General features: G+C 43.3%; 28 protein-coding genes. 12 read left to right on the top strand and 16 right to left on the bottom strand.

Annotated elements, in window-relative coordinates; all coding sequences use genetic code 11:
• The first annotated feature begins 5 nt into the window (after positions 1–5).
• The 4 genes from AC3WS9_RS00615 to coaD all read left to right on the top strand — a co-directional run bounded on the left by AC3WS9_RS00615 (position 6) and on the right by coaD (position 3,588).
• On the top strand, positions 6–995 hold the full coding sequence (locus AC3WS9_RS00615; RefSeq protein ID WP_492486151.1) for a glycosyltransferase: 990 nt from the start codon (positions 6–8) through the stop codon (positions 993–995).
• A gap of 65 nt (positions 996–1,060) precedes the next feature.
• On the top strand, positions 1,061–2,335 hold the full coding sequence (gene waaA, locus AC3WS9_RS00610) for a lipid IV(A) 3-deoxy-D-manno-octulosonic acid transferase (RefSeq protein WP_282492051.1): 1,275 nt from the start codon (positions 1,061–1,063) through the stop codon (positions 2,333–2,335).
• Positions 2,335–3,105: a glycosyltransferase family 2 protein gene (locus AC3WS9_RS00605; RefSeq protein WP_492486148.1), complete on the top strand. Its 771-nt coding sequence runs from the start codon at positions 2,335–2,337 to the stop codon at positions 3,103–3,105. Before waaA ends, AC3WS9_RS00605 begins: the two co-directional genes overlap by 1 nt.
• A 3-nt stretch (positions 3,106–3,108) precedes the next feature.
• Positions 3,109–3,588: a pantetheine-phosphate adenylyltransferase gene (gene coaD / locus AC3WS9_RS00600; protein WP_282492053.1), complete on the top strand. Its 480-nt coding sequence runs from the start codon at positions 3,109–3,111 to the stop codon at positions 3,586–3,588.
• 1 nt (position 3,589) lies between these two features.
• On the opposite strand, the gene mutM is transcribed toward coaD, so the two are convergent.
• From mutM to radC, 4 genes are all read right to left on the bottom strand, one after another.
• The gene (gene mutM, locus AC3WS9_RS00595) at positions 3,590–4,399 is read right to left on the bottom strand and encodes a bifunctional DNA-formamidopyrimidine glycosylase/DNA-(apurinic or apyrimidinic site) lyase (protein WP_285146219.1); all 810 of its coding nucleotides are present in this window, start codon (positions 4,397–4,399) and stop codon (positions 3,590–3,592) included.
• Between the two features lie 73 nt (positions 4,400–4,472).
• Positions 4,473–4,640, bottom strand: coding sequence for a 50S ribosomal protein L33 (gene rpmG, locus AC3WS9_RS00590; protein ID WP_003024094.1), 168 nt, complete (start codon positions 4,638–4,640; stop codon positions 4,473–4,475).
• A 22-nt stretch (positions 4,641–4,662) separates the two neighbouring features.
• Positions 4,663–4,899: a 50S ribosomal protein L28 gene (rpmB, locus tag AC3WS9_RS00585; RefSeq protein WP_002436699.1), complete on the bottom strand. Its 237-nt coding sequence runs from the start codon at positions 4,897–4,899 to the stop codon at positions 4,663–4,665.
• A gap of 216 nt (positions 4,900–5,115) precedes the next feature.
• Complete coding sequence (radC, locus tag AC3WS9_RS00580) at positions 5,116–5,781, bottom strand: RadC family protein (RefSeq protein ID WP_282492055.1); 666 nt, start codon at positions 5,779–5,781, stop codon at positions 5,116–5,118.
• A 172-nt stretch (positions 5,782–5,953) separates the two neighbouring features.
• Between radC and coaBC the strand changes: the two genes are divergently transcribed.
• The 3 genes from coaBC to slmA all read left to right on the top strand — a co-directional run bounded on the left by coaBC (position 5,954) and on the right by slmA (position 8,315).
• Positions 5,954–7,165 (top strand): bifunctional phosphopantothenoylcysteine decarboxylase/phosphopantothenate--cysteine ligase CoaBC, encoded by a 1,212-nt coding sequence (gene coaBC / locus AC3WS9_RS00575; RefSeq protein WP_285158531.1) that lies wholly within the window; start codon positions 5,954–5,956, stop codon positions 7,163–7,165.
• A complete protein-coding gene (gene dut, locus AC3WS9_RS00570) occupies positions 7,143–7,601 on the top strand; it encodes a dUTP diphosphatase (RefSeq protein ID WP_282492056.1) in 459 nt (152 codons plus the stop codon). The genes coaBC and dut overlap by 23 nt, the downstream gene beginning before the upstream one ends.
• Before the next feature lie 117 nt (positions 7,602–7,718).
• Positions 7,719–8,315, top strand: coding sequence for a nucleoid occlusion factor SlmA (gene slmA / locus AC3WS9_RS00565; protein WP_095280150.1), 597 nt, complete (start codon positions 7,719–7,721; stop codon positions 8,313–8,315).
• A gap of 85 nt (positions 8,316–8,400) precedes the next feature.
• Here slmA and pyrE read toward each other — a convergent pair whose 3' ends face one another.
• Together pyrE and rph are read right to left on the bottom strand one after the other, a co-directional pair.
• The gene (pyrE, locus tag AC3WS9_RS00560) at positions 8,401–9,042 is read right to left on the bottom strand and encodes an orotate phosphoribosyltransferase (RefSeq protein ID WP_282492058.1); all 642 of its coding nucleotides are present in this window, start codon (positions 9,040–9,042) and stop codon (positions 8,401–8,403) included.
• A gap of 63 nt (positions 9,043–9,105) precedes the next feature.
• Positions 9,106–9,822 (bottom strand): ribonuclease PH, encoded by a 717-nt coding sequence (gene rph / locus AC3WS9_RS00555; RefSeq protein WP_285146221.1) that lies wholly within the window; start codon positions 9,820–9,822, stop codon positions 9,106–9,108.
• A 125-nt stretch (positions 9,823–9,947) separates the two neighbouring features.
• Here rph and AC3WS9_RS00550 point away from each other — a divergent pair, with 125 nt between their 5' ends.
• On the top strand, positions 9,948–10,811 hold the full coding sequence (locus tag AC3WS9_RS00550; RefSeq protein WP_282492060.1) for a YicC/YloC family endoribonuclease: 864 nt from the start codon (positions 9,948–9,950) through the stop codon (positions 10,809–10,811).
• A gap of 202 nt (positions 10,812–11,013) precedes the next feature.
• Complete coding sequence (locus AC3WS9_RS00545) at positions 11,014–12,249, top strand: tyrosine-type recombinase/integrase (protein ID WP_492486141.1); 1,236 nt, start codon at positions 11,014–11,016, stop codon at positions 12,247–12,249.
• On the opposite strand, the gene AC3WS9_RS00540 is transcribed toward AC3WS9_RS00545, so the two are convergent.
• The 5 genes from AC3WS9_RS00540 to AC3WS9_RS00520 all read right to left on the bottom strand — a co-directional run bounded on the left by AC3WS9_RS00540 (position 12,235) and on the right by AC3WS9_RS00520 (position 17,136).
• Positions 12,235–13,491, bottom strand: a complete 1,257-nt coding sequence (locus tag AC3WS9_RS00540; RefSeq protein ID WP_492486139.1) for a 5-methylcytosine restriction system specificity protein McrC — start codon at positions 13,489–13,491, stop codon at positions 12,235–12,237. The two genes, AC3WS9_RS00545 and AC3WS9_RS00540, sit on opposite strands and share 15 nt — an antisense overlap.
• A 19-nt stretch (positions 13,492–13,510) precedes the next feature.
• Positions 13,511–15,046 (bottom strand): McrB family protein, encoded by a 1,536-nt coding sequence (locus AC3WS9_RS00535; protein WP_342186018.1) that lies wholly within the window; start codon positions 15,044–15,046, stop codon positions 13,511–13,513.
• Positions 15,047–15,055: 9 nt separating this feature from the next.
• Complete coding sequence (locus AC3WS9_RS00530; RefSeq protein WP_063925772.1) at positions 15,056–16,057, bottom strand: DNA-methyltransferase; 1,002 nt, start codon at positions 16,055–16,057, stop codon at positions 15,056–15,058.
• A gap of 76 nt (positions 16,058–16,133) precedes the next feature.
• On the bottom strand, positions 16,134–16,811 hold the full coding sequence (locus tag AC3WS9_RS00525) for a hypothetical protein (RefSeq protein WP_492486137.1): 678 nt from the start codon (positions 16,809–16,811) through the stop codon (positions 16,134–16,136).
• A gap of 58 nt (positions 16,812–16,869) precedes the next feature.
• Complete coding sequence (locus tag AC3WS9_RS00520) at positions 16,870–17,136, bottom strand: hypothetical protein (protein WP_063925773.1); 267 nt, start codon at positions 17,134–17,136, stop codon at positions 16,870–16,872.
• Between the two features lie 273 nt (positions 17,137–17,409).
• On the opposite strand from AC3WS9_RS00520, the gene AC3WS9_RS00515 reads away from it, so the two are divergent.
• The 3 genes from AC3WS9_RS00515 to AC3WS9_RS00505 all read left to right on the top strand — a co-directional run bounded on the left by AC3WS9_RS00515 (position 17,410) and on the right by AC3WS9_RS00505 (position 19,738).
• Positions 17,410–17,793 carry a hypothetical protein gene (locus tag AC3WS9_RS00515; RefSeq protein ID WP_492486135.1) on the top strand — a complete coding sequence of 128 codons (384 nt, stop codon included), beginning with the start codon at positions 17,410–17,412 and terminating at the stop codon, positions 17,791–17,793.
• Positions 17,790–18,920, top strand: a complete 1,131-nt coding sequence (locus AC3WS9_RS00510; protein WP_492486133.1) for a relaxase/mobilization nuclease domain-containing protein — start codon at positions 17,790–17,792, stop codon at positions 18,918–18,920. Before AC3WS9_RS00515 ends, AC3WS9_RS00510 begins: the two co-directional genes overlap by 4 nt.
• A 239-nt stretch (positions 18,921–19,159) precedes the next feature.
• Positions 19,160–19,738, top strand: coding sequence for a DUF4755 domain-containing protein (locus tag AC3WS9_RS00505; RefSeq protein WP_436912440.1), 579 nt, complete (start codon positions 19,160–19,162; stop codon positions 19,736–19,738).
• Positions 19,739–20,202: 464 nt separating this feature from the next.
• On the opposite strand, the gene AC3WS9_RS00500 is transcribed toward AC3WS9_RS00505, so the two are convergent.
• The 5 genes from AC3WS9_RS00500 to AC3WS9_RS00480 form a co-directional block, all read right to left on the bottom strand.
• Positions 20,203–20,619, bottom strand: coding sequence for a hypothetical protein (locus AC3WS9_RS00500; RefSeq protein ID WP_492486130.1), 417 nt, complete (start codon positions 20,617–20,619; stop codon positions 20,203–20,205).
• 85 nt (positions 20,620–20,704) lie between these two features.
• The gene (locus tag AC3WS9_RS00495; RefSeq protein ID WP_039585675.1) at positions 20,705–21,112 is read right to left on the bottom strand and encodes a hypothetical protein; all 408 of its coding nucleotides are present in this window, start codon (positions 21,110–21,112) and stop codon (positions 20,705–20,707) included.
• Positions 21,113–21,122: 10 nt separating this feature from the next.
• Positions 21,123–22,991 carry a DNA-binding protein gene (locus AC3WS9_RS00490; RefSeq protein WP_492486128.1) on the bottom strand — a complete coding sequence of 623 codons (1,869 nt, stop codon included), beginning with the start codon at positions 22,989–22,991 and terminating at the stop codon, positions 21,123–21,125.
• On the bottom strand, positions 22,963–24,276 hold the full coding sequence (locus AC3WS9_RS00485) for a tyrosine-type recombinase/integrase (protein WP_492486126.1): 1,314 nt from the start codon (positions 24,274–24,276) through the stop codon (positions 22,963–22,965). Before AC3WS9_RS00485 ends, AC3WS9_RS00490 begins: the two co-directional genes overlap by 29 nt.
• Positions 24,269–25,483, bottom strand: a complete 1,215-nt coding sequence (locus tag AC3WS9_RS00480; RefSeq protein WP_492486124.1) for a tyrosine-type recombinase/integrase — start codon at positions 25,481–25,483, stop codon at positions 24,269–24,271. Before AC3WS9_RS00480 ends, AC3WS9_RS00485 begins: the two co-directional genes overlap by 8 nt.
• Between the last annotated feature and the right edge of the window lie 156 nt (positions 25,484–25,639).

The raw sequence follows: 25,639 nt of genomic DNA, 5'->3' as shown, positions 1-25,639 counted from the left end.
TTTTTATGCAAAATTCAGCGCCATTGTTAAGCGTGGTCGTGGCCGTTTATAACGGCGAAGCCTTTCTGGACCAGTTCTTCACCTGCCTCGTAAGCCAAAACATCGACAGCATGGAAGTCATCATTGTTAACGATGGCTCCACCGATGGCTCAATGCACATCGTTGAAAAGTGGCGCGAACAATTGCCGCAAATGCAGATCATTGAGCAGGAAAATCAGGGCGTCTCTATCGCACGTAATTCCGGGCTGGCCGTTGCCACGGGGCAATACCTCTCTTTCCCGGACATTGATGATGTCTTCAAACCTGGCATGTATCAGCGTCTGCTTGATATGGCCGTGACGCAAAATCTGGATGTCGCCACCTGTAACGGGAATTACGTCTGGGAAAACGATAAAAAGCCGTCGCGCCCTATCTTCCCGGAAGATGCACTGCCGTCAACAGAGGTCATGACCGGTCCTGCGTGGCTTAAAAAAGCGCTCGATTCGCGCAAGTTTCTGCACGTCACCTGGCTGAACATCTATCGTCACGATTTTATTCGTCAGAACGGCTTTCGCTTCGAACCGGGCCTGCGCCATCAGGATATTCCATGGACCACGGAAGTTCTGCTCGCAGCCGATCGCGTCCAGTACACCAGTGAGCGTTTTTACGATTACTACATCCACTCTGCGTCGGTATCTCACATGCCCGACAATGACGACACGCTGATCCGTTCCGCTCGTCATTACATGAAGATATTGCAAATGCTGGATGCCATTAACCAGCGCTATCCGGATAAAGTTAAAAACATCCCGGCCTGTTACTGGCAAATTGCGAAAGAAGGGCTCGGCATTATCCATACCTTCGATAATATGAAAGATGAGCAGAAAAAATCGATGATAATCAGCGAGTTTTTCAAGACCGGCATCTGGAATCTTATCTGGAAAAACGCTAAAACCTTCCGACTGCGCTGGAGACTGGGCCGTCGCTACTTCCGCCTCAAAAGGTATCTGGCATAAGAGATAGCTTTACGTGGCCTAAATGCTTAGAATTTGCCCGCCGAAACTCAAAAACGGATAATCGCTTGGAATTGTTGTATACCGCCCTGCTCTATATTATTCAGCCACTGGTGTGGCTGCGACTGCTGCTTCGTAGCCGTAAAGCGCCTGCGTACCGAAAACGCTGGGCTGAACGTTATGGCTATTGCCGCAATAAGGTCGCCCCGGACGGTATTTTGCTGCATTCCGTTTCTGTCGGCGAGACGCTGGCCGCGATCCCGTTGGTCCGCGCCCTGCGCCACCGCTATCCTTCGCTGCCGATTACCGTCACCACAATGACGCCGACCGGCTCCGAACGCGCCATGTCGGCCTTCGGTAAAGATGTCCATCACGTCTATCTGCCGTACGATTTACCCTGCGCCATGAACCGTTTCCTCAACACCGTGCGTCCGAAGCTGGTGATCGTGATGGAAACCGAACTGTGGCCGAATATGATTTCCGCCCTGCATGCCCGTAAAATTCCGCTGGTCGTCGCCAACGCCCGCCTGTCGGAACGCTCGGCCAAAGGCTACGGCAAGCTGGGCAGCTTTATGCGCCGCCTGCTGGCAAAAATCACGCTGATCGCTGCCCAAAACGAAGAAGACGGCGCGCGCTTTATCTCCCTGGGATTGAAACGCAATCAGCTCGCCGTCACCGGCAGCCTCAAATTTGATATTTCCGTCACGCCAGAACTCGCCGCCCGCGCCGTCACGTTACGCCGCCAGTGGGCTCCGCGCCGCCAGGTATGGATTGCTACCAGCACCCACGACGGCGAGGAAGAGATTATCCTGCAGGCGCATCGCAAGCTGCTGGAGAAATTCCCCGATTTACTGCTGATCCTCGTTCCTCGCCATCCGGAGCGCTTTAAAGACGCGCGTGAAATGGTGCAGAAAGGCGGATTTAGCTTCACCCTGCGCAGCAGCGGTGAGATCCCATCCGGCAGCACCCAGGTGGTGATTGGCGATACGATGGGCGAACTGATGCTGCTGTACGGAATTGCCGATCTGGCCTTCGTCGGCGGAAGCCTTGTCGAGCGCGGCGGTCACAACCCGCTGGAGCCGGCCGCACACGCCATACCGGTGCTGATGGGCCCGCACACATTTAACTTCAAAGATATCTGCGCTAAATTGCAGCAAGCCGATGGCTTAATTACCGTAACCGACGCGGACTCGGTGGTGAAAGAGGTCTCGACCCTGCTCACCGACGAAGATTACCGCCTGTGGTACGGTCGTCATGCCGTCGAAGTGCTGCATCAGAACCAGGGCGCGCTGACCCGTCTGCTGCAACTTCTGCAACCTTATCTGCCTCAGCGGAGCCATTAATGTCCAAGCGTCTGTCGGTCGTGATGATCGCCAAAAACGCCGCTGACCTGCTTCCGGACTGCCTGGCCTCTGTCGCCTGGGCCGACGAAATTGTCCTCCTCGATTCAGGCAGCAGCGACAACACCCTTGAGGTCGCCCGCGCCGCGGGTGCAAAGGTCTTCATCGACACGGACTGGCAGGGCTACGGCATCCAGCGCCAGCGCGCACAATCTTTTGCCACCGGCGACTACGTGCTGATGATCGACACCGACGAGCGGGTGACGCCGGAATTGCAGCAATCCCTTCAGTCAATGCTGGCCTCGCCAAAACCTGGCGCAGTTTATAGCATCGCCCGCCGCAACTATTTCCTCGGACGCTTTATGCGCCATAGCGGCTGGTATCCCGACCGCGTCATGCGCCTGTATGAACGCGAGCGCTATCAGTACAACAGCAATCTGGTGCACGAATCCCTGGATTGCGCGAACGCCGAGGTGATAAACCTGCAAGGCGATTTGCGTCATCTTACCTGCCGGGACTTTGCCAGCTTCCAGCGCAAACAGCTCAGCTATGCGACGGCATGGGCGCAGGAGCGCCACCAGCGCGGCAAGAAAGCCTCGATTGCCGGTATCTTCGCTCACACGCTTGGCGCGTTTATGAAAACGCTGGTACTACGCGCAGGCATTCTGGATGGCAAACAGGGCTGGTTACTGGCGGTGGTGAATGCCCAGTATACTTTCAACAAATATACCGAGCTGTGGGCACTGAACCGCGGCTACTCAGAGAAAGCGTGAGCCATGAGCACAAAAGCGATTTATCCGGGTACCTTCGATCCGATCACTAACGGTCATCTTGATATCATCACCCGCGCGGCCAGTATGTTTGACCGGGTGGTTCTGGCGATTGCCGCCAGTCCGAGTAAAAAGCCGATGTTCGATCTGGATGAACGCGTCGCACTGGCGACCGCTGCGATCGCACATCTGCCGAATGTGGAAGTGGTGGGGTTTAGCGATCTGATGGCGAATTTTGCCCGCGCGCAAAAAGCCAACATTCTGATTCGTGGGCTGCGCGCCGTGGCTGATTTTGAATATGAGATGCAGCTGGCGCACATGAACCGCCATCTGATGCCGGAGCTGGAAAGCGTGTTTCTGATGCCGTCGAAAGAGTGGTCGTTTATCTCATCATCGCTGGTGAAAGAGGTGGCGCGCCACGGGGGCGATGTGACGCACTTCCTGCCGGCGAACGTCCATCAGGCGCTGATGGACAAGCTCAAGTAACTTACTTCTGGCACTGGCGGCAGTAAAACGTCGCTCGCTGCGCATGTTTGGACGCCACAATCGGCGTCCCGCACACTCTGCACGGCTCCCCTTTTCGGCCATACACCTGCAGCTCCTGGGCAAAATAGCCCGGTTTCCCGTCGCTTTGCAGGAAATCCTTCAGCGTAGTTCCACCCTGCTCAATCGAGCGCAGGAGAACAGCTTTAATCACTTTCACCAGCAGCTCACACTCTTTGTCTGAAAGCGAAGAGGCCAGCCGATCGGGATGGATCCCGGCAGCGAACAGGGATTCACTGGCATAAATGTTCCCGACGCCCACCACCAGCTTGTTATCCATCAGCCAGGGTTTGATCGGCGTTTTCTTCTTCGCACACTTCGCCTTTAGGTATTCGGCGTTAAAGTCCGCGCTGAGCGGTTCAGGACCGAGATGGGCCAGCACGTTATGCCCTTCCAGCTCTTTGGTCCACAGCCAGGCACCGAAGCGGCGAGGATCGGTGTAGCGCAGCACCTTGCCGTTACTCATCACCAGATCGACGTGGTCGTGTTTTTCGGCAGGCAGCTCTTCAGTGAGGATGCGCAGGCTCCCGGACATTCCCAGGTGGATAATGATCCAGCCATCGGGCAGCTCCAGCAGCAGATACTTGGCGCGACGCTGCACGCTGAGCACAGGCTTGTCGCTGAGGGCGTGGATCTCATCGGAAACAGGCCAGCGCAGACGGCCATTACGAACGACGGCATGCAGAATGGTCGCCCCCACCAGATGGGGTTCAATTCCACGACGGCTGGTCTCTACCTCAGGTAATTCAGGCATGTTTCCTCCTTTGAGATACACAGAATGCAAAAAACCCCGCGATTGCGGGGTTTTTCTTCAAAGAAAACTAAAATTATTTGATTTTAGCTTCTTTGTACAGCACGTGCTGACGGACAACTGGATCGAACTTTTTCAGTTCCAGTTTTTCCGGCTTAGTACGCTTGTTCTTCGTGGTGGTGTAGAAGTGACCTGTACCAGCAGAAGAAACCAGCTTGATTTTCTCACGAATACCTTTAGCCATGATTTATTTCCTCGTTAAGTACTTAGTACTTTTCGCCACGGGCACGCAGTTCGGACAGAACTGTATCGATGCCTTTCTTATCAATAACACGCATACCTTTAGCAGATACACGCAGGGTGACAAAACGCTTCTCGCTCTCAACCCAGAAACGGTGAGAGTGCAGGTTCGGCAGGAAACGGCGTTTAGTCGCGTTCAGTGCGTGGGAACGGTTGTTACCGGTCACCGGACGCTTGCCAGTAACTTGGCAGACTCGGGACATGTCTATTCTCCAAAAATCAAATTAGCTCGAGCTTCGTATGGGGTATCGGCGCCTCGTCAGGCTTTACAGCCCGGTCATCGCGGTTCTAAGCGAACTCTCGATTGCCAGGCCCAAATGCCAAACCCGAGATTCTCAAAGGTGGCGTAGTATACGCTGACTCGACGATGTGCTCAAGTCCCGAACAGACAAAGATCCCGATGGATCGCGCGAAATGGTCTAAATCCAACCATGTTCGGCAAAAGAAACATACTCTCCACGACCGATAACTAAATGGTCAAGCACACGAATGTCCATGAATTGACAGCATTTGATGATACGTTCAGTGATCTCTTTGTCAGCTTGACTTGGTTTAGCGCAACCCGAGGGGTGATTATGCGCGAGGATCACGGCGGCTGCATTCACTTTTATCGCTTCGCGGACAATTTCTCGCGGATGAACCTCCACGTGGCCCAATGTACCCGAGAACAGCGGGCAGTGTTTTAACACCCGGTTCTGGTTATCCAGAAAGATCACCATAAAGATCTCGCGCTCGGCATCGGAGAGCTGACTCTGTAAGAAATCCCGCGTCATTTCAGGGCTTATCAGAGGGTTATCCTCCAGCATACGTACACTATGATAGCGCCTCGACAGCTCCGCAATCCCCTTGAGCTGGGCATATTTCGCCACGCCAATCCCTTCGACATGCTTAAATTCCACCAGCTCCGCGTTGAGCAGACCATAAAGTGAGCCGAAATGCGCCAGTAGCTCCTCCGCCAGCGTGAACACACTTTTCCCAGGCGTACCGGTGCGTAAAAAAAGTGCCAGCAGCTCGCTGTCGGTCAACGAAGTGATCCCAAAATGGAGCATTTTCTCGCGCGGTAAGAGCGGTAAGGTGACATCCATATCTCTTCTCCCTGTTTTTCTCTCATGCTGACACAGGAATTGCCGCCGCTCGACAGGCACTTTTCGTTCTTGCGTAGCGCCTCGCAAAGTGCAGCACGGACAAAATCACGTCACTTTTGGGATTGTGATAAAATGCCCGCTCTCTGGTGAAACCCAACAGGAAAGAATCATGATGAGCCTGGCCGGTAAAAAAATCGTTCTTGGCGTGAGCGGCGGCATTGCTGCCTATAAAACGCCAGATCTGGTGCGCCGTTTGCGCGAGCGCGGGGCCGATGTGCGGGTCGCAATAACCGAAGGCGGTAAGGCCTTTATCACGCCCCTGAGTTTGCAGGCAGTGTCGGGATATCCGGTCTCTGACAGTCTGCTGGACCCGGCAGCCGAAGCGGCGATGGGCCACATTGAGCTCGGCAAATGGGCCGATCTGGTGATCCTCGCCCCCGCAACGGCTGATTTAATCGCACGCGTTGCCGCCGGTATGGCAAACGACCTGGTATCGACCATTTGTCTCGCCACGCCCGCCCCGGTCGCCGTGGTGCCGGCCATGAATCAGCAGATGTACCGCAACGCCGCCACCCAGCATAACCTGGAGGTTCTTGCCTCTCGCGGCCTGCTGATTTGGGGCCCTGACAGCGGCAGCCAGGCCTGCGGTGATATCGGCCCAGGACGCATGCTGGATCCCCTTGCCATCGTCGATATGGCCGCCACCCATTTCGCCCCTGTCAACGACCTGCAACATCTCAACATCATGATTACGGCAGGCCCGACGCGCGAACCACTCGACCCGGTGCGTTACATCACCAACCACAGCTCCGGCAAGATGGGCTTCGCCATTGCCGCCGCCGCGGCAAAACGCGGTGCCACGGTTACGCTGGTGAGCGGGCCGGTTTCGCTACCAACGCCCGCCTCTGTGCAGCGCATCGACGTGACGACGGCGCTGGAAATGGAAGCCGCAGTTCAGGCTCACGCTCAGAAACAGCAAATATTTATCGGCTGCGCGGCCGTCGCGGATTACCGTGCAGAAACGATTGCTGAGGCGAAAATCAAAAAGCAAGGCGATGAATTAACGATAAAAATGGTGAAAAACCCCGACATCGTCGCCGGCGTTGCCGCATTAAAAACCCATCGACCTTACGTCGTTGGATTTGCCGCAGAAACGAATAATGTGGAAGAATACGCCCGGCAAAAACGTACCCGCAAAAATCTCGATTTGATTTGCGCGAACGATGTATCGCTGGCGACGCAAGGATTTAACAGCGACAGCAATGCACTGCACCTTTTCTGGCAGGATGGAGATAAAGTCTTACCGCTTGAGCGCAAGGAACTCCTGGGCCAACAATTACTGGACGAGATCGTTACCCGTTATGATGAAAAAAATCGACGTTAAGATTCTGGACCCGCGTGTTGGTCAGCAATTCCCGCTGCCGACCTATGCCACCTCCGGTTCTGCCGGTCTTGACCTGCGTGCCTGTCTCGACGACGCCGTAGAGCTGGCGCCGGGCGCGACCACGCTTATCCCGACAGGTCTGGCGATTCACATTGCCGACTCATCGCTTGCGGCAGTGATCCTGCCTCGCTCTGGCCTGGGCCACAAGCATGGTATCGTGCTGGGCAATCTGGTTGGGCTTATCGATTCTGACTACCAGGGTCAGCTGATGGTCTCCGTCTGGAACCGTGGCCAGGACAGCTTCACCATTGAGCCGGGCGAACGTATCGCGCAGATGGTCTTTGTGCCGGTGGTTCAGGCTGAATTTAATCTGGTGGAAGATTTTGACGCCACCGATCGCGGCGAAGGCGGCTTCGGCCACTCAGGGCGCAAATAAGCCCAACGATATGCATCTCACAGCGTCATAACGCGATAACACACCGCAAACGACAGTTTGCGGTCGCTGTGTGGATGCTCGCCGTAAAAGCGCTTATTTTCAGGGGTATTTTGTAACATGGCAGAAAAACAAACCGCGAAAAGGAATCGTCGCGAGGAAATACTTCAATCTCTGGCTCTGATGCTTGAATCCAGCGATGGCAGTCAACGCATCACCACCGCAAAACTGGCGGCCTCCGTGGGCGTGTCAGAAGCGGCGCTGTACCGTCATTTCCCCAGCAAAACGCGGATGTTTGACAGCCTGATCGAATTTATCGAAGACAGCCTGATCACCCGTATCAACCTGATTTTAAAAGACGAAAAAGACACCACGTCGCGCTTACGTCTGATCGTGCTGCTAATTCTGGGGTTTGGTGAACGCAATCCGGGTCTGACCCGCATTTTGACCGGCCACGCGCTGATGTTTGAGCAGGACAAACTTCAGGGGCGCATCAATCAGCTTTTCGAGCGTATTGAAGCGCAGCTGCGTCAGGTTTTGCGTGAGAAGAAAATGCGTGAAGGCGAAGGCTATGTCACTGACGAAACCTTGCTGGCCGGGCAGCTTTTGGCTTTCTGCGAAGGGATGCTCTCCCGTTTTGTGCGCAGCGAGTTTAAATATCGCCCGACGGACGATTTCGATACCCGCTGGCCGTTAGTGGCCGCACAGCTGCAGTAAACCTCTTGCCGGATGGCGGCTACGCCTTATCCGGCATGGGTGACACGCAGGCCCGGTCACAGCGCCACGCCACCGGGCAATTCACTCAGACGCCAAACTCTTCCCGATACGCCTGCACTGACGCCAGGTGATCCGCCATCTCAGGCTTCTCTTCCAGATACGCAATCAGGTCTTTCAGGGTGATAATCGACGTCACTTTGCAGCTGTAATCGCGCTCCACTTCCTGAATCGCCGAAATCTCACCGCGGCCACGCTCCTGACGATCGAGAGAGATCAGCACGCCTGCGAGCGTCGCGCCATTAGCCTGAATGATCTCCATGGATTCGCGGATCGCGGTTCCGGCGGTGATCACATCGTCCACCAGCATGATCCGGCCCTGCAGCGCGCTACCGACCAGATTACCGCCTTCGCCGTGGGTTTTGGCTTCTTTACGGTTAAAGCAGTACGGCACGTCGCGATCATGGTGTTCCGCCAACGCCACCGCGGTGGTGGTGGCAATCGGAATGCCTTTGTAGGCCGGGCCAAACAGCAGGTCGAAATCAATCCCGGAATCCACCAACGCTTCGGCGTAGAAGCGGCCTAAAAGAGCCAGATCGCGCCCGGTATTAAACAGGCCGGCATTGAAGAAATAGGGACTCTTACGCCCGGATTTCAGCGTAAATTCGCCGAACTTAAGAACCTGCTTGTTAAGCGCAAACTCAATAAACTGGCGCTGATAGGGTTTCATGGATTTGCTCCTCATCTTACTTTTCTACGGACAAAAAAAAGGGCGACAACGTCGCCCTTAAAATCAATTTTCTAACGCCGCTTTCTGCGTCGCGACAATGGATTCGATTCCCCCTCGGGCTAACGCCAGCAAGGTAAGAAGCTCTTCATGGGTGAACGGCTCGCCTTCTGCCGTGCCCTGCACCTCAATGATGCGACCGTCTTCGGTCATCACCACGTTCATGTCGGTTTCTGCTGCGGAGTCTTCAACGTATTCCAGATCGCAAAGGGCTTCGCCTTTGACAATCCCAACGGAGACCGCGGCAACCATCCCTTTCATCGGGTTGGTTTTGAGCTTACCCGCGGCAACCAGCTTGTTCAACGCATCGGCAAGAGCAACGCAAGCGCCGGTGATGGACGCCGTACGCGTGCCGCCATCTGCCTGAATCACGTCGCAGTCGAGGGTAACAGTGAATTCGCCCAGGGCTTTCAGATCGACCGCCGCGCGCAGTGCGCGAGCAATCAGGCGCTGGATTTCCATCGTGCGGCCGCCCTGCTTGCCTTTCGCTGCTTCGCGAGCGTTACGGGTGTGGGTGGCGCGAGGGAGCATGCCGTATTCGGCGGTGATCCAACCCTGGCCCTGGCCTTTCAGAAAACGCGGTACGCCTTCGTCGATAGAGGCGGTGCACAGCACTTTGGTGTTACCGAATTCAACAAGCACGGAGCCTTCAGCGTGTATTGTATAGTTACGGGTCAGGATGACAGGGCGCACCTGATTGGCGCTACGGCCTGCTGGACGCATGATGATATCTCCGGCTTGAAACGAATGTGGCTGCGCATTATACGGATTAAACGCGCTTATTCCTATCCTGACAAAGCCCCGAAAGCTATAATCCCCCCATCTCTCCTCTAAAAACGGACATGTCTATGATTCGCAGTATGACCGCCTACGCCCGGCGTGAAATCAAGGGTAGCTGGGGTAGCGCTACCTGGGAAATGCGCTCGGTAAACCAGCGCTATCTGGAAACGTATTTCCGTATGCCGGAGCAGTTTCGCAGCCTTGAGCCGGTCGTTCGCGAACGTATCCGTGCTCGCCTGACGCGCGGTAAAGTGGAATGTAACCTGCGTTTTGAACCCGATGCGAGCGCCCAGGGGGAGCTGATCCTCAACGAAAAACTGGCTAAACAGCTGGTGAACGCCGCGAACTGGGTCAAGATGCAGAGCGACGAGGGTGAAATCAACCCGGTTGATATTCTTCGCTGGCCTGGCGTAATGGCGGCCGGTGAACAAGATCTGGATGCGATCACCACCGAGATTCTGGGTGCGCTCGATGGCGCGCTGGACGATTTTATCATCGCCCGTGAAACCGAAGGCCAGGCGCTGAAAGCGATGATCGAGCAGCGTCTCGAAGGCGTCAGCGCAGAAGTCCTGAAAGTACGCGCCCACATGCCAGAAGTCCTGCAGTGGCAGCGCGAACGCCTGCTTGCCAGACTCGAAGACGCCGAAGTTCAACTGGAAAATACCCGTCTGGAGCAGGAGCTGGTCCTGATGGCGCAGCGCGTCGACGTGGCCGAAGAGCTGGATCGTCTGGAAGCGCACGTCAAAGAGACCTACAACATTCTGAAGAAAAAAGAAGCCGTTGGTCGTCGCCTCGATTTTATGATGCAGGAGTTCAACCGCGAATCGAACACGCTAGCCTCCAAGTCAATCAATGCCGAAGTCACCACTTCTGCAATTGAGCTGAAAGTGCTGATTGAGCAGATGCGCGAGCAGATCCAAAATATCGAGTAAATTCTTTCAAAGTCTACTCACATCCATAAGCCCATGTTAAATGGGCTTTTTTATTTAAATGATAGTCTATTAAAGACCACTAAAATCCATTAAAAACCACCACCTAGTGGGGAGTAAATGGGGGAGTGTTTTTGCTTTACTAGTCTCTTCTGGCAGTTTATAACCATATACCCCCCACAACGATTTTCATCAGGATAGGTATATGACCTCACTCACGGTCAGGACGGTTCAGGCTCTCATCAAAGCAGGAGAACCGGGGAAGTTTGGAGATGGGCGAGGCTTGTACCTGAAAGTCCCACAAAAAGGTGAGGCGTATTGGATGCTTCGATACACAATCGGCTCTAAGAGACGAGAACTCACACTTGGCAAGGTATCCCATCTATCTCTGTCTGAGGTACGTAGCCTCGCTGAGGATACTCGAAGAAAAGTTGCCACCGGAGATGATCCTATTGCTGAACGGAAACTCAATCGCCCTAAGCAACTCACGACTGTAGATGGATTGTTTGAAGACTGGCACAAAGACCTGGTTAAGCGGTTGAAGCATCCACAAATCCCAGAAAGGGTATACAGGAAAGATATCGCCCCTACTATTGGTCAACTTTCTTTGACGAAGATAACCCCCATTGATGTCAGGTCAATTCTGCAAAAAATTACAGATAGCGGAAGACCAACTATTTCAAATGATGCCCTACTCTACATGAAGCAACTCTTCGACCATGCAATCAAGCTTGGATTATTGTTAAACAATCCAGCTTCTGCGTTTAAGGTCAATGATGCAGGTGGAATCGAAAAAAGCAGAGAAAGAGCATTGAGTCTGGAAGAAATTGGTCAGGTGTTTAAAGTTTTCAGAGAACAATCTGACAGCTTCTCTCGTGATAACTACCTTGCATGTGCCCTACTTCTACTGCTGGCAGTTCGAAAAAGTGAACTTACGGAAGCGCCTTGGTCAGAATTTGATCTTGATGAGAAAAAGTGGTCTTTACCAAAAGAAAGGAGTAAGTCAGGAGTGGGCATTGTGATTCCGCTACCACCACTGGCAATTGAAATGTTAAAAGAGCTAAAGGTCAGAGCTTTTGGTTCTGATTATGTCTTTCCTAACCGCAGATCCAGTAAGAATCTACATATGGGAAAAGACACGCTCAACAGAGCCATAGCGAAGCTATTCGGGGTAGAAACAGGTAAGAAGAAACAACCACCTAATGTAATGGGAAATATTGAATACTTCACTGTCCATGACTTACGAAGGACTTGCAGAAGTTTACTTGCATCACTGTCTGTCCCCCCACATGTCGCAGAAAGATGCCTGAACCACAAGTTGAAGGGTGTAGAAGGTATTTATGACAGATATGATTATTTTGATGAAAGAAAAGAAGCCTTGCAAAGGCTTTCAGAAAGTTTATCAAAAAACCATTTGAACACTTCATTATTCCAACTTTAGAAGTGATTTTTTAATACTCTGATTCATTTGTTCTATCGATTTTTTAATATCACCTTTGAGACTAAACTTACAATGGTAAAATTTAATACCACTATTTATTGTACCAATAAATTCGAGGTCAGTATTTTCATCCATTGAAGGAGATATCCATAATGCCACGGATGTTTTGAGTGCTGTCGCATGACTAATTAATTGATAACGGTCAGACTCATCAATTTTAGGCTTATATTTTACCTCACCAAGCATGATAGGAACCTTCTCTTTTTTAAAAATCAAATCAGGTTTAACTGGAAACCTTTTATTATCAGAAAAGAGAATGCCTTGATGTTTTTTTTGGTTTCCATCAAAAACACGAACTCCAAACTTCATAAAATAACTCGAAATGCAATTCCTTATAAAGTTTTCAAAAACAACATCCATATTAAAGAGAAAAGAAGGCATACTAGTTCCGTCTGGATTGAAAGAGAAACCTATTTTTTTATAACCTAAAAGAATTGCATAAGTAGTAAGAAGACCATCATAATGTTTTTTATTAACAGAGTCAGCCTGATTCAGCAACGTATGATAGTCTGGATTCATTTGACGCGGCTCAAGCACTTCCAATATACTCAGCGCTTCTAGAAGAATATTTTTCTCCTCTTCAACGTTATTAAGCAATCGTGATTTTTGAAGAAACGCCAAACAACTTTTCTTAATTGTTTGGTTTAAAACAATATCTCTTGAGAAAATGAATACATCTGAGGCTACAGTATAATGATTGCCTTTTAAAATATGTTTTTTAAAAGTTCGCCCGAAGTTTAAACTAGGCCTATAAACACCATCTTCTTCTTCTAATTTATATTTTCTTGTAAAAGAGCTATCTAAGATAGGTCTTAAGAAAAAACAAAAACTCTTTAAAAGCACTTTTAAAGGAACATCACTATCATTAACTTCATAGCTTCGCAGAAATGGTAATAATGAATCGCAAGATACATCTGAAATTCTGACCATTTCCCAAAGATTGACAATAGGGAACTTTGGTTTGATATTTATGATTATTTCGCTTGTTAAAGGCAATAGCCCTACAATGCCAAGAACCCTTAATTCAATGCCATTAATTGTATCTCTTAAATCTATTACGGATAACTTCCTGGCACTTTCAAAAATAAGTGAATTACCGAATTGATCGTAAAGCATTTCTTTAGGGAAACGTCTAGTCTCCCTTTCAAACAAATCTATTACCAATGTTTTAGAGTAATTCATATTATATCTCTAATTATTTTCACTCGAAATTGTCATCAGTTAATAGTTCAATTATTTTCTGTTTAGTCTCTTCATACTTGCTTCGATCATGCAATAATGCTCTTTTTAAGGGAAGAGATATTTTAGCTTTCCATATAGACATTAAATCTTCTTGAGACTTAACTTTCATAAATCCAGCATGACCAAAACCATTTGGGAAAGCATTATTTATCAAATTAAATACAAAAATAATTTTTCTTATTAACGAATCTTCTATCCCTTCATCTTGTAATTTTTTTTCAAGAGTGAGTTGATCCGGTTCAAAATTTATAACCCAAAACCGTCTCAAAAGAGCATCATCAAGCTCAGTAATGGAACGGTCATAGGGATTAGCTGTAGCTAATATAATTATATTTTCAGGTATAAAAACTTCTTTGCCAGAGAATGGCAAGGTGAAAATTTTATTCCTATAATCTCTTTCTATATACGTTAAAGCCTCACCAAATATTCTTTGGACATCACCTCGATTTAATTCATCTATAACGATGACATGAGGTTTATCATCACTCAACTTAGCCTTCTCACAAAACTCTAAAAAAAGTCTTGGTGCCAGTTCATAGGTAATATTCTGATTCACTTCAGAATATTTTGGTCTAAACCCTTCAACGAAGTCGTCATAACTTATAGCTGGGTGAAATTGAAGATATATTATATTTTCCTCACTGGCGATTTTATTGGCTATTTTTCGAGCATAGTGAGTTTTGCCAGTACCAGGGGGCCCTACAAATAAAAAATTCAAACTCTCCTGATTACGGATGGATGCCATAATTTCAGAGTATATACTGTCATCATCACCTATCTCAGGTTCTACTATTTCATCTTCAGCGATAGAATCACTTACTAAAGTCTCTTTGAATTTCGGAGCTAAATTTTCTAATAATATATTCGATGATTGTTTTTCATTATCTAATTCAGGCCAAGGTATATCACCAAAAACTCTAAATCTTTCATGGAAAGCCGGAGGAAAATTATCTATACCAAGCTCTTGATTTAAAAGAAGATTGAATAACAACTCCCACGAATCTATATTGTCTGGGAATCCTTTAAATGCAAATAACCATATGAGGAAATATTCAAACCTGAAACTATCTGGGACTTCATTCTCAAACCTTGGTTGGAACTGATCCGTTAGTTTAACAAGAGATTTTTCTCCTTCAATTAACCCCTGCAATCTCATCTCTCTATATCCACGAGATGAAAAAAGATTACCCCACATCTTAGTATCTTGCCGAATAACAAAATCCCCACTATAGGGGCCAGTTTTCCAACCAACAACGTCTTTAAAACGGGGGCGAAGGAGATTATTACCTCTTTTAGTTGGGGGAATATCCAATAAATTACCATTAAAATACCTGTCCAAAAAGTGATCCGTACCTAACTTCTTAGACATATCAACAACTTCTGTTGTATTCACTTCATTAGAAGCAAATACGAAAGCAGGCAAAAGCCAATTTCCATTGAACTGTTGGAGATGCTCTATCGCCTCGATAATTGATGAAATTTTGAAGTATTTCATGGTAATCCCTTATTTTTTATTTCCAGGCTTTCTAAAATTGGCTTTATTACCAGTCCAAGAATTCCATAAAGGTGATGGCTGTGAGACTCTTTGAATAATTTTATTAAACTCAATCCTTTGATGACCATCTGCCTCAAGGGATGTGTCAATAAAATCAATGTAGTCGGGACTCATATCGATACCAACAACATTGCGATCATTAGCTAAAGAAGTAAAAATGGTAGTACCACTACCTACGAATGGATCTAGCACATGCCCACCCACAGGACTACCGATCTCAATACATCTTCTTACTAATTCAGAGGGAAATGAGGCGTTGTGATTAGCTCGACGACTTCTTTCGATAGGGATATTCCATACATCTTCTTCAACAAGCATAGAACGATCGAAGCTATAAAAACGGCTTTTGGAAAACATGAAAACGAACTCATATTGTCTGTAAGGACGATCTCTTGCCGTAGGCTCGACAAATGCATTACAACGGTTCCAAATGATAGAACTTCGCAAAGTCCATCCACGGTTCTGCATAGCAAACGCAACTTTCCACGGGATACCGATTAAACTTTTTTTAGGTATATCCCAACCACTTTGGTCTACAGGTCTAACCTTCTGCCGTAAAAAATCTCTGGAGGCACACTTAGGATCGCGACCATGCGGCTGCCCATTGCCAGAATAATATGTATCACCAATATTAAGGAAAAATACGCCTTCTGGATGTAAAGTTCGCTTTACTTCATCGAATACCGTCATCAATTGTTCAATGTAAGCTTCAACGGATGCTTCGTGCCCTAATTGTCCTTCATAACCATAATCTCTTACCCAGAAATAAGGTGGAGAAGTAACGGCAACGTTGAATACGTTGTCTGGAAGTTTTTTCAGGCAAGAAGCGGAGTCGCCCTTTAGCAAGCCCGCCATGTGCATAGCGCCAGACTTAAAGCACATTTTATCTTCAGTCTGCTTATTGACAGCTTGGAAACTTGTGGCAAGATCCAGTTCTAAGTTTTTCTTCATGATATTCCTAAATTATATCTTCTAAAGATGCACCCTTTATAATACCACAAAAACAACCGAATTGGAACTTGTTATTTTATAGCAGTTTCTTTGCTAATGCGTATTGAACTGGCTCAGGAGTCGATAAAACCATCTCTATTTTGTCTACTTGTTGTAAAGTAATATCTACAACGTAAATATATCTCTTTTGCAATCCAAAAGAGTTCCAAGGAGCATTAGGGCTATTATTTAAAGAAGGTATTGGCTCAAATACAAAAAACATGTCGGATTTTCGGCTAGGACCATTTTTAGTAGTTTTGTAAGATTGAAATAGTGAACAACATACAAGTAGCACATAAGATATGTAGTCAAATTGCATTCCCTTATACGACCAAATATCTAATTGGTTAGCATTCTTTAAACAATTTTGCATATCATACCAATTAAAATTGAGTTGGGGAAATTCTTTTCTAATCTTAAAATAAATATTCCATAAGTTTTCTTTAGTCCAGTTCTTTGCGGCAACCCTCAAGGATGGATCTTTTGGAATATTTATCAAATTTGAGAATGGAATATTATTTTTGTTTATCGATGGACAACTAGAACCAGGCTTATGGGCAAAATGCGCCCTTTTCTGAGCAGCTTTAGATTTCGTAGTTAAACGCTGATCGCAAATAATACAACATGGTATACTAAGATTGTGATCAAGCAGCCAAACCTCTATAGGAATCAGATTTTTTTGACTATCTCCTGATTTGTATGCTTTATTTGTCATAGTCCCTCCTTTGTAAGTTAAAAGAGTATGGACTATTGTTCAGGATATTTCAATACGTTCAAATAAGTAGTAGAGAATTTGATATATACAATTGAAAAGCACCACGGTTATTGTATTTTTCCCATATTAATGAAATGACTTTCATTGATGCATCATATTCAAGACCCAATATATACTGATGGAAGCTTTCCTCTCCATACGTAACTATAAACTCAGATATTTTATCAACATTCTTTTCAAAATAATCATCTAAGTTATCAATATTAAATTTCATATCATATATAGCTGATATAACTTGCCACTTTAATTGCTCTTTTTCTATCATAAGGATCATCTCATATTAAATTTAATCATTTAATACTTGTAATATCTATTTATGTCAAGTCTCCCACAGTTTAATCCATAAGCAAGGGCTAACTCATCGAAGCTACGCTTCTTTGAGTTCCCTTGTTTTTCGCCCTTCGGTTGAAAAAGAAGAGCCGGGTCAAATTCAAAATATTGACATATCACATTTTTGAAATATAAATGTACAGAGTGCCGCAACGGAATTGCTCACAATAAAAGTAATACAAAACCTAATATACGAAAAGGAGCTTCTATGAAAGAAACTATAGCATTACCATTCTGTAAGAAGAACAACAAAGTCCCAGCAAAATCATTGCGAATCCATTGTGTCAGCGCCCGATTCAACCATGAAGAACTACAGCTTCTCAACACGAAACGTGGTGATAAAAGCAAGGGTGAATGGCTCAGATTAGCTTCTCTTGATAAGCTTCCCGTAATGGTTCCACCAATAAATATAGAAGCCTGGAAATCTCTGAGCGAAATTTCACAGAAGCTGAACAAGCTTGTCGCTCATCTGGATAACAAAAGCCAGGGTAGCTCTCTGACGCAAACAGAACTATTCGCAGTGAAGCGCCAGATATATGAGCTTCGTATGAATCTTGTCAGTGCAGATCTATGGAGAGAGAAAAATGAATGAAGGGGATGCAGAAGATAAAGCGAGGTAAGAGCTTTGCTGGCGTAGTGCTGTATGCATTACGATCCGCTTCTCATCATAAAGTTGCTCCAGTTGTTATAGGTGGCAATATGATAGGGAGCTTCGCTAAAGAGCTAATAGCTGAGTTTGATGCTACAAAAACGCTTCGCTCAGATGTTGCAAAACCAGTGTGGCACAATTCACTTCGTTTGCCAAAGAACGAGACATTGACTGATGCTCAATGGTCTGGAATAGCAGATGACTATATGAAACGCATGGGGTTCTCTGAAACGCATCTCAGATGCTATGTGTTGCACGATGACAAAGACGGTCAACACATCCACATAATAGCAAGCAGAGTTTCTCTTGATGCAGGCAAGCTATACCTCGGCAGGAACGAGAACCTGGCAAGTACGAGAGTAATTCAGCAACTTGAAAGAGATTACAATCTGACAAGAACCAAAGGGCCAGAGGCTAAAGCATCATCAACCTCGCCCTCTCCTAAACCGAAGCGCAAAAAAACTCGTAATGAAACGATGCAGGAAAAAAGAACTGGTGAGCTATGCTCTAAAACAGTCATACAGGAAGCTATAGACACACTCATAACCAGCAAGATTTCCGAAGAAGAGTTTGTGCAGCAGCTTGCAGCTCAGAAGATAAAAGCTGTTCCTAACAGAGCGTCAACAGGAAGGATGAATGGTTTTTCGTTTGAGTATAACAACGTTTCATTCAAAGCTTCGCAGCTTGGTAAAAAGTATTCATGGAAAAACTTAGAGCCGTTCATCATCATTGATTCCCCGACCATAGTTAACAGAAAAACCGAGACATCTAGTTTTTTCGTTGGAATAGATATGGAAGACATACAGCTTGCCTCACCTGAGGCTGTCTCATTTGTGGTTGATGATAAAACTCGTGGTAAAAGCTATGTTGACGTAGCGATGCGATGGATAGAAACCATTCCCTGGGTAGACAAAATAGTTAACACCGTCAAAAAACTACGTAATCCGTTGTTAAGGGCGTTTAAACAGCCTCCCAAGATTTTTTCTGCTTCACCACTTTCTATAGACCTACCATCTGTTCCTTCTGTTGAAAAATCTGTGAAAACAAACACTTTTAGACTGAAAATTTAGCACAAGCCATCCTAAAAACTCCTATGCTGCTGATTTTATGACAAAATAATTGATCGTTATAATCGATCGATTAATCACTCATGATAGCTATAAACTATCAAACTGCAAAATATCGATCGGTACAAATGATTTGATAACTTTACAGCTTTGTACAAAATGTACTTTGAAGGAATTATCGGCTAATAGACTGATTTTACTAGCCTATTTTTAATATCGTTCTATCATACAGGAAAAACCGTATGAAATTCTTCATGATGAAGCGTGTAATGCTGGCGATTGCACTCCCTGTACTTGTCGCTTATTTCGGAGGAAGTAAGGTCATGTCAGTTTATTGGGTGCCCCTGTTTTTTATCAGTGCGATGCTATGTGCAACAGCTTATGGCAAATATGTCGTTAGGAAAAACAATGATGCTACATTCAATTATCTGAATGAAAATAATGATGGTATCTATATTCATAAATTCAATGACTGCGAGATTCGGTTAGACAAAAATAAACAAGAAGTATTTCTTAAAAATAGCGCAGGAGCAAAAACCTATTCTTTTAATGATATCAAAGAATGGCGCTACAACATTAAATATGGAGGTGAGGTTGCAGGTGCTGGTTTGAGTAGTATCAGAGAGAACGGTAAAACATTAGGTCAAAACATCGCTGATACAGGTTTCTTTATCCGTGTGAAAGACGTTCGTAAACCAGAGTGGCATATCCGGTTTTATCCTCGCAATGATTCTTTTAACTCTCGTAAGGGCATTAATGATCTTAAATCTCAACTTAATCAATGGATGGAGATCTTCGACCAGAATTTGAATGCTGCATAGAACACTTTTAATAAATGACTAAGCCTGTAAGCTGAATACAGGCTTTTCTCATTTTATAGTAATTAATTTTGACAACAGGAAAATGGTACGTCATAAGTTGAATAATATGGCTACCAGCTAGCACTGGTAGCCATATATCAGCAACCCCTTAGTAAACCGGTTGGCTATACAAAAGGATGCTGATAAAAATCGCTATCCTTAGCAGGTTTGTGAGATTATTATTCATAATCCACCTCCTTCTTTATAATTGTTATTTTAAGGACCTGTGGTCCAAGTGTATAGTAGCAGCAAAAGCACCCTCATGGGTGCTTTTTTGTTCATCTAAGGGTATGTAATTGAGAAATGTGAAGGAATTCCGCTTTGGAGAGAACTTCTTGTTCATCTATCGATGATAGTCAAGCCACTTTTTTCGGTGGGGAAGATACGACATAGCTTTCAGGTTGAAAATTCAAAAGCTAAAGATACTATTTATGCCCATGACTTTTATTATACTCGATGTCCCTTTTCCTCAAACTCATAGCCAACAGAGATCTATCATACTTTCTTTTTTCGTTAATGAAAACATTTTCACTATTTGTTTTGTTATTCAAAATAAAGTGAATAAGAAGACTGCACATTCTTCTTATTTTATCAGAATCGACTACTCTATTTTCTATATTATTTATGAAGCAGTAATAAGAGGTAAGCATAAAAGATAAAACGACATCTCTATTAGCTAACTCTATATTATCTATGTCATTTTTATACTTTATATAAAATCCAACACAAAAAAGGTAAGATTTATCAATTATATCTGATTCTGATAGTCCAGACTCTTCGAGTTTCTTCACGAAACGTTCAAAAAGAATTAGAAAACGCTCCATAGTATTTAATTTTTCCATAATATGCATCCTTGCAATTTATTTTTCTCATCCTGACAATTAAATAAATATCATAATTATTAATCATGTCAATAGTTAAAACCTATCAATTGCATCTATCGATTTCAGGAAAGTATGAATTTAGCTCGTTTTCTGTTATTCCTTTTAGATAACAACAATAATTTAGTTTAACATTTTCTTCATGCAAAACTTTATTAGCCATCTCTAATTCTTTAACTTTTATTTCGAGAGTGGCTATTCTTTTCTGTGCGGAGATTAGATTATCTGGCTTTTGTAAGCCTGTAGCTTCTCTTTTTAATACTTTTTTCTTAAATCTTAACGAGTCAACTATTTCTTTGTGTGCGTTTAGAGCTTGACGAGTAGGCCTCCTTCCTAACTTTTTAGATATAAGGGTACAGAGATTTTCCCAAGTCAATTTATTTTTACTATCGTCCCAATTTGTTATACAACCTACAATATAATTAATCTCTCTTCTCGTTAAATGTTTCGCCATAAAAACCTCTCTAATTATTATTTATTCCTTTTAAGTGAATCAAATTATGATCAAGCCATCTTTCAGCACCATAAACGCCATCTTCTTTATCTTTATAATTTATTGAGATAAGTTTTTCAATTTTTTCTTTCAAAGAAGAATTTATATCTTCCAAATTTAAACCAGGGTATCTTGAACATGGAGTAATAGCATAATTATGCTGACAATAACCAATAGTAGAGAATAGATACGCACCATGAATTAGGTTCTCAAGATTAATGACTTTAGATTCCTTGTTAATATCCCTATCTAAATTTGGACATGAGTGAGGTTTTGTATCATCAATACCCAATGCTTTAACGAAAGATTGCATGTGCTCTTTTGATGTGTGGTCATAATACTTGTTTTGATAGATGTTTCTCCTACCGGACCATCTTGCAATGTTTAGTTCACTCATACCGCCAAACTTAGCAAATGTATTCAACAAATGCCTTGGTTGATGTGAATGCATGGAAAAGGGTATTCCATGTTCATCATAAAACCCATGACGTTCAAAAATATTCTTATAAAGTTTGTTTACAGCAGAGTTTTTATTAATGTCAGTCATAAAAAAGCTATATGTAGGTCGATACAATTTCCATTCATTAGTGTCTTTCATTGAATGTAATTGATGTTCATTTATCAAGCACAACGCATTGCTATATTTGGTTTTTGAATATTGATCCAAATATGGAAATTCTTTCGGCTTGAAACTACGAATTTCATTCCATAATGACTTTAATGTAAAATTAAAATCATATCGTATTAAGTTATTTATCCCATAATTTAAAACTAATCGTCTTAACTTATCTTTGCATTTTTCTCTTTCGGTTATATCATATCCTAATGCTTGGCACACCTCTATGACAGTTAGAGGCTTATTTGGATTGATATTAGGACATGTCGCTGTCATAAATACTTCTTCTTTTAAATTTTCATGCCATTGAGCTAATCCTCTTGCCTGCTCGGAAATGCGTCTTAATCTTGCTATAGCTTTCTTCGCAACTGGAACCATAGCAGTAGATATCCATTTTATATCTGCCCCAGCTCCTTTAGATGTATAAATCCTTAATCCATAACGAGCGACTCCTTCACTATCACTCTCAAATATTTCACAATCTTCTGAAAGAGATAAAATTTCGTTTATTCTGCATGGGGCACACATCAATAAAGCAAATATGGATGTAGTAAAAATGTCTTTTGAACTAAGCAAATGATCCTCTTTAGCAAAGATGCTTGCTAAAGCCTCCATTGCCTTTAAATCAGAAAGTTTTCCATCTTTTCCAATAATTTCCTCTATAGATTTTCTATCTGCTGATTTCTTAGCCCTAATAGGACTAACCCATTTCATGGAGTAAGATTTAACAAAATTATTCTTTATAAGAAATTTGGATATACGTTCTAATGTTTTCCCAATTGTATTCACAACTGAAAGACTATACTTAGATTTTGAGATCCTAATTGCATTATCAAATACCATAATCGTGCAGTTAATTATTTTAGCTTTTCCTGTCAACTGTAGAAGCGATTTCTCGATAAGCTTTAAAGCTCTCATTTCTTCCTTAAGTTTTACTTTATTACCAAGAGCCTGATGGTAAATAATAAATGATTTCGCAAAATCTAAAAACTCACAATCCAAAACATCTTGCGGATTTAAAATCCCTTTCTTGGCATCGAGTTTTCTAAATGTATAAAACCCCTTCCATACATTACTATTCCAATCGAAGTCAGAGCCATAGACGTTAAGCTTACTTTTACAAAAACTTATGAAATCACTGACGTTATCCTCTGCTTTTGACTTCGAACATTCAAAAATTAAATTTTCCATAATATCACCATCTGTTAAAATGTTTGCATTCATTACAACCTTTAATTAATACATTTTTTTCTGTTCTACATCCTTGAATGTCGCTAACAAAGATATTAAGTAAAATGTCGCCTTCATAAACTTGTTTACCCAAAAAAATGTCAGATATAGGCTCAAGATATTTAGATATCGCTTTATCTATGTCTATTACATTATCAGGAAGGTTCTGAACATAGCAGCCTACACTTCCTGTTCCTGAATGGTCCAAAGACATAGCAATTGATGCTAAACTTTCACCGGACTTAGCCAACATTGTGGCAAATGTGTATCGAAATCTGACTGAGCTAATTCGTATAATCTTCCCCGTTCTTGGAGAGATTAATTTCATTTTCTTAGACAATGATGCTATTGCACGATTCATTGATCCTGTAGTTATATGAAGATCTTCATTTTCTAAATAGTGTTCAATACCAATATCCCTGTCTAAATTTCGTAAGCTATATGTTGATAAGAAAATAGGGGTTTTATCAATGTTTTTATAATTTAACTCACATCCAAGAAAATCAGAAATAATCTCGGTATTAATATCTAATATTCTATGCAATGTGTCCCATAACGATTCATTTATTTCAACTTTTCTATAGCTTCCTTTATTTATACCTCTCTGTTTTTTTCTTGGTACATTCAAATAATAAATACTATTTTCATTAAATAGATCTTTCCTTTTCAAGGCTGTTAATTGCGAAATCCTTCTCCCACTATGCAATAAAAGTTTTAGCATGGCGTAAGTATGGATACTTATTTTCCCTGTCTTATAAGCCTCTTCCGTAGCATTTGAAATACACTTCAACTCGTCAATATTAAAAGGTCCTTTATTTGGGTCCCTCATTTTTACAACATCACCATAGCCATATTTTTTTATTTTTATCTCATTAAATAGTTTAATGACTTTTGAATCTATTCCAGGAAAATTTAATGAGTGCCATTTGTTTAGCATTACTTTTAATTTACTGAATTGATATAAACGATTTTTACCCAACCTAGCCATAAAGTTTAATATTAATGATTCATCGATATAATCTACTACCTGTTTATTAATCATTTTGTTAAAAGTATGGAAAACATGCTCCGCATAACCATCACTTAACTCACTTACAAAATAAGTCATTGTTTTTATAAAACCATCATATAACCCTTCATTTAAATATTTTAGAGTTTCAGCAATATTCAGATTACAGTTTTTGCTTATTTTCCAGTTATCATCAAAAGTATTGACTTCATATCCAGAACTACTCAATATATAATCATTATTATACTGTGTTAATCTCGCTTTATTCATTTTGACCTCCACCTAAAAAACACTCTATTTTCATTTGCACCTTCCTCATCAATAAATTAGACTGCTCTATATTAAATTTACGGTTATAGAACTTTACTGTCCCTGAGTTTGGAGACCAACCCATTAAATAAGATCTAATCTCTTCAGGTTCAAAACTTACTCCTTCTTTTCGAAGATTTGATGACTCTTTAGAAAATACATAATTCCAAGTATGTCTAAGACGATGCCCTGAAAAATCATTCAATGCTGGGTCTATTCGTTTTATTTTCATAATCATTTTCTCGTATGCAGATATGGTTAAAGGGAAACCACTCTTCGATAAACTACCTTGACATATGAACAAAAAATCGTGTTTGTTTTTTTTAGAATATTTCTGTCTTTCACCAGTCATATAGTTATATATTTTACTTTCTAACCAATCGGAAAAATACAAGTCCCTATTGAGAGTTTTAACTAATGGTTGATTTAATCGATCATCGAATATATCGTCATGCCTTCGGACTATTTTTATAATCTTCTTCTCAAAATCTATATCACTGATTCTTAAATTGAGTAATTCTCCAGCACGAATGCCGAGGCAATACAACATAGTAATAATTAATTCATTTCGTGATTGAACAGATTTTCTAAAAGGATTTAATTCGGATTCCGGTTGTAAGCACTTAAAAATCTGGACTATCTGTGAATCGCTTAATGACTTTTGAACTTTAGTATAGAAATCAAAATCTATTTGTTTCCTTGGTCTTCTTTCCCTAATACTATTTATAAACCTCGATATATCCTCACGGCGTTCGTAATCGCACCTTATCAAATACTCACAGAGCCACTCTAAATAATTAGCAACAGTGCTTAGTCTGCTATATTTAGTATAATCCTTTAAAATATTACTATTGATATTAACAACCTTTCTTACCTTATGGCGTTTTGTCAAGTATTGAGTTAAGTCATCAATTTCATAAGAAGTAAGAAATTTTCTTCCTGAAATCCTTTCCATTATATTCATGTTCTTTTCATCGAAAAAAGACTGCAACAAACCTAACACCTTAGCATTAGATTCAATTGTATTAATAGAAAGCCCTTTATTTCGAAAATTGGCTGTTAGATACATATTAGGGTGAAATAATGGCTTTAATGTTTTTTTATTAATTAAGACACAATATCTTTCCCCGTTTTCGAAAATTGTTTTCCTTACACTATAAATGCACATACCCCCTCCTTTTAAATTTTACATTTAATAGATTGCTCTGGATATATATTTTATTAATTATAATTTTACAAATATTTTTATGATGGCTTTATTATTAATGCTATGATTTGCATAGAGAAAAAGCACTAATGTTTACAGAAATAAATATTAGTCTGA

The organism is Lelliottia sp. EB106-05-01-XG201 (assembly GCF_058791735.1).
This window is presented reverse-complemented; position numbering and strand designations above follow the sequence as displayed.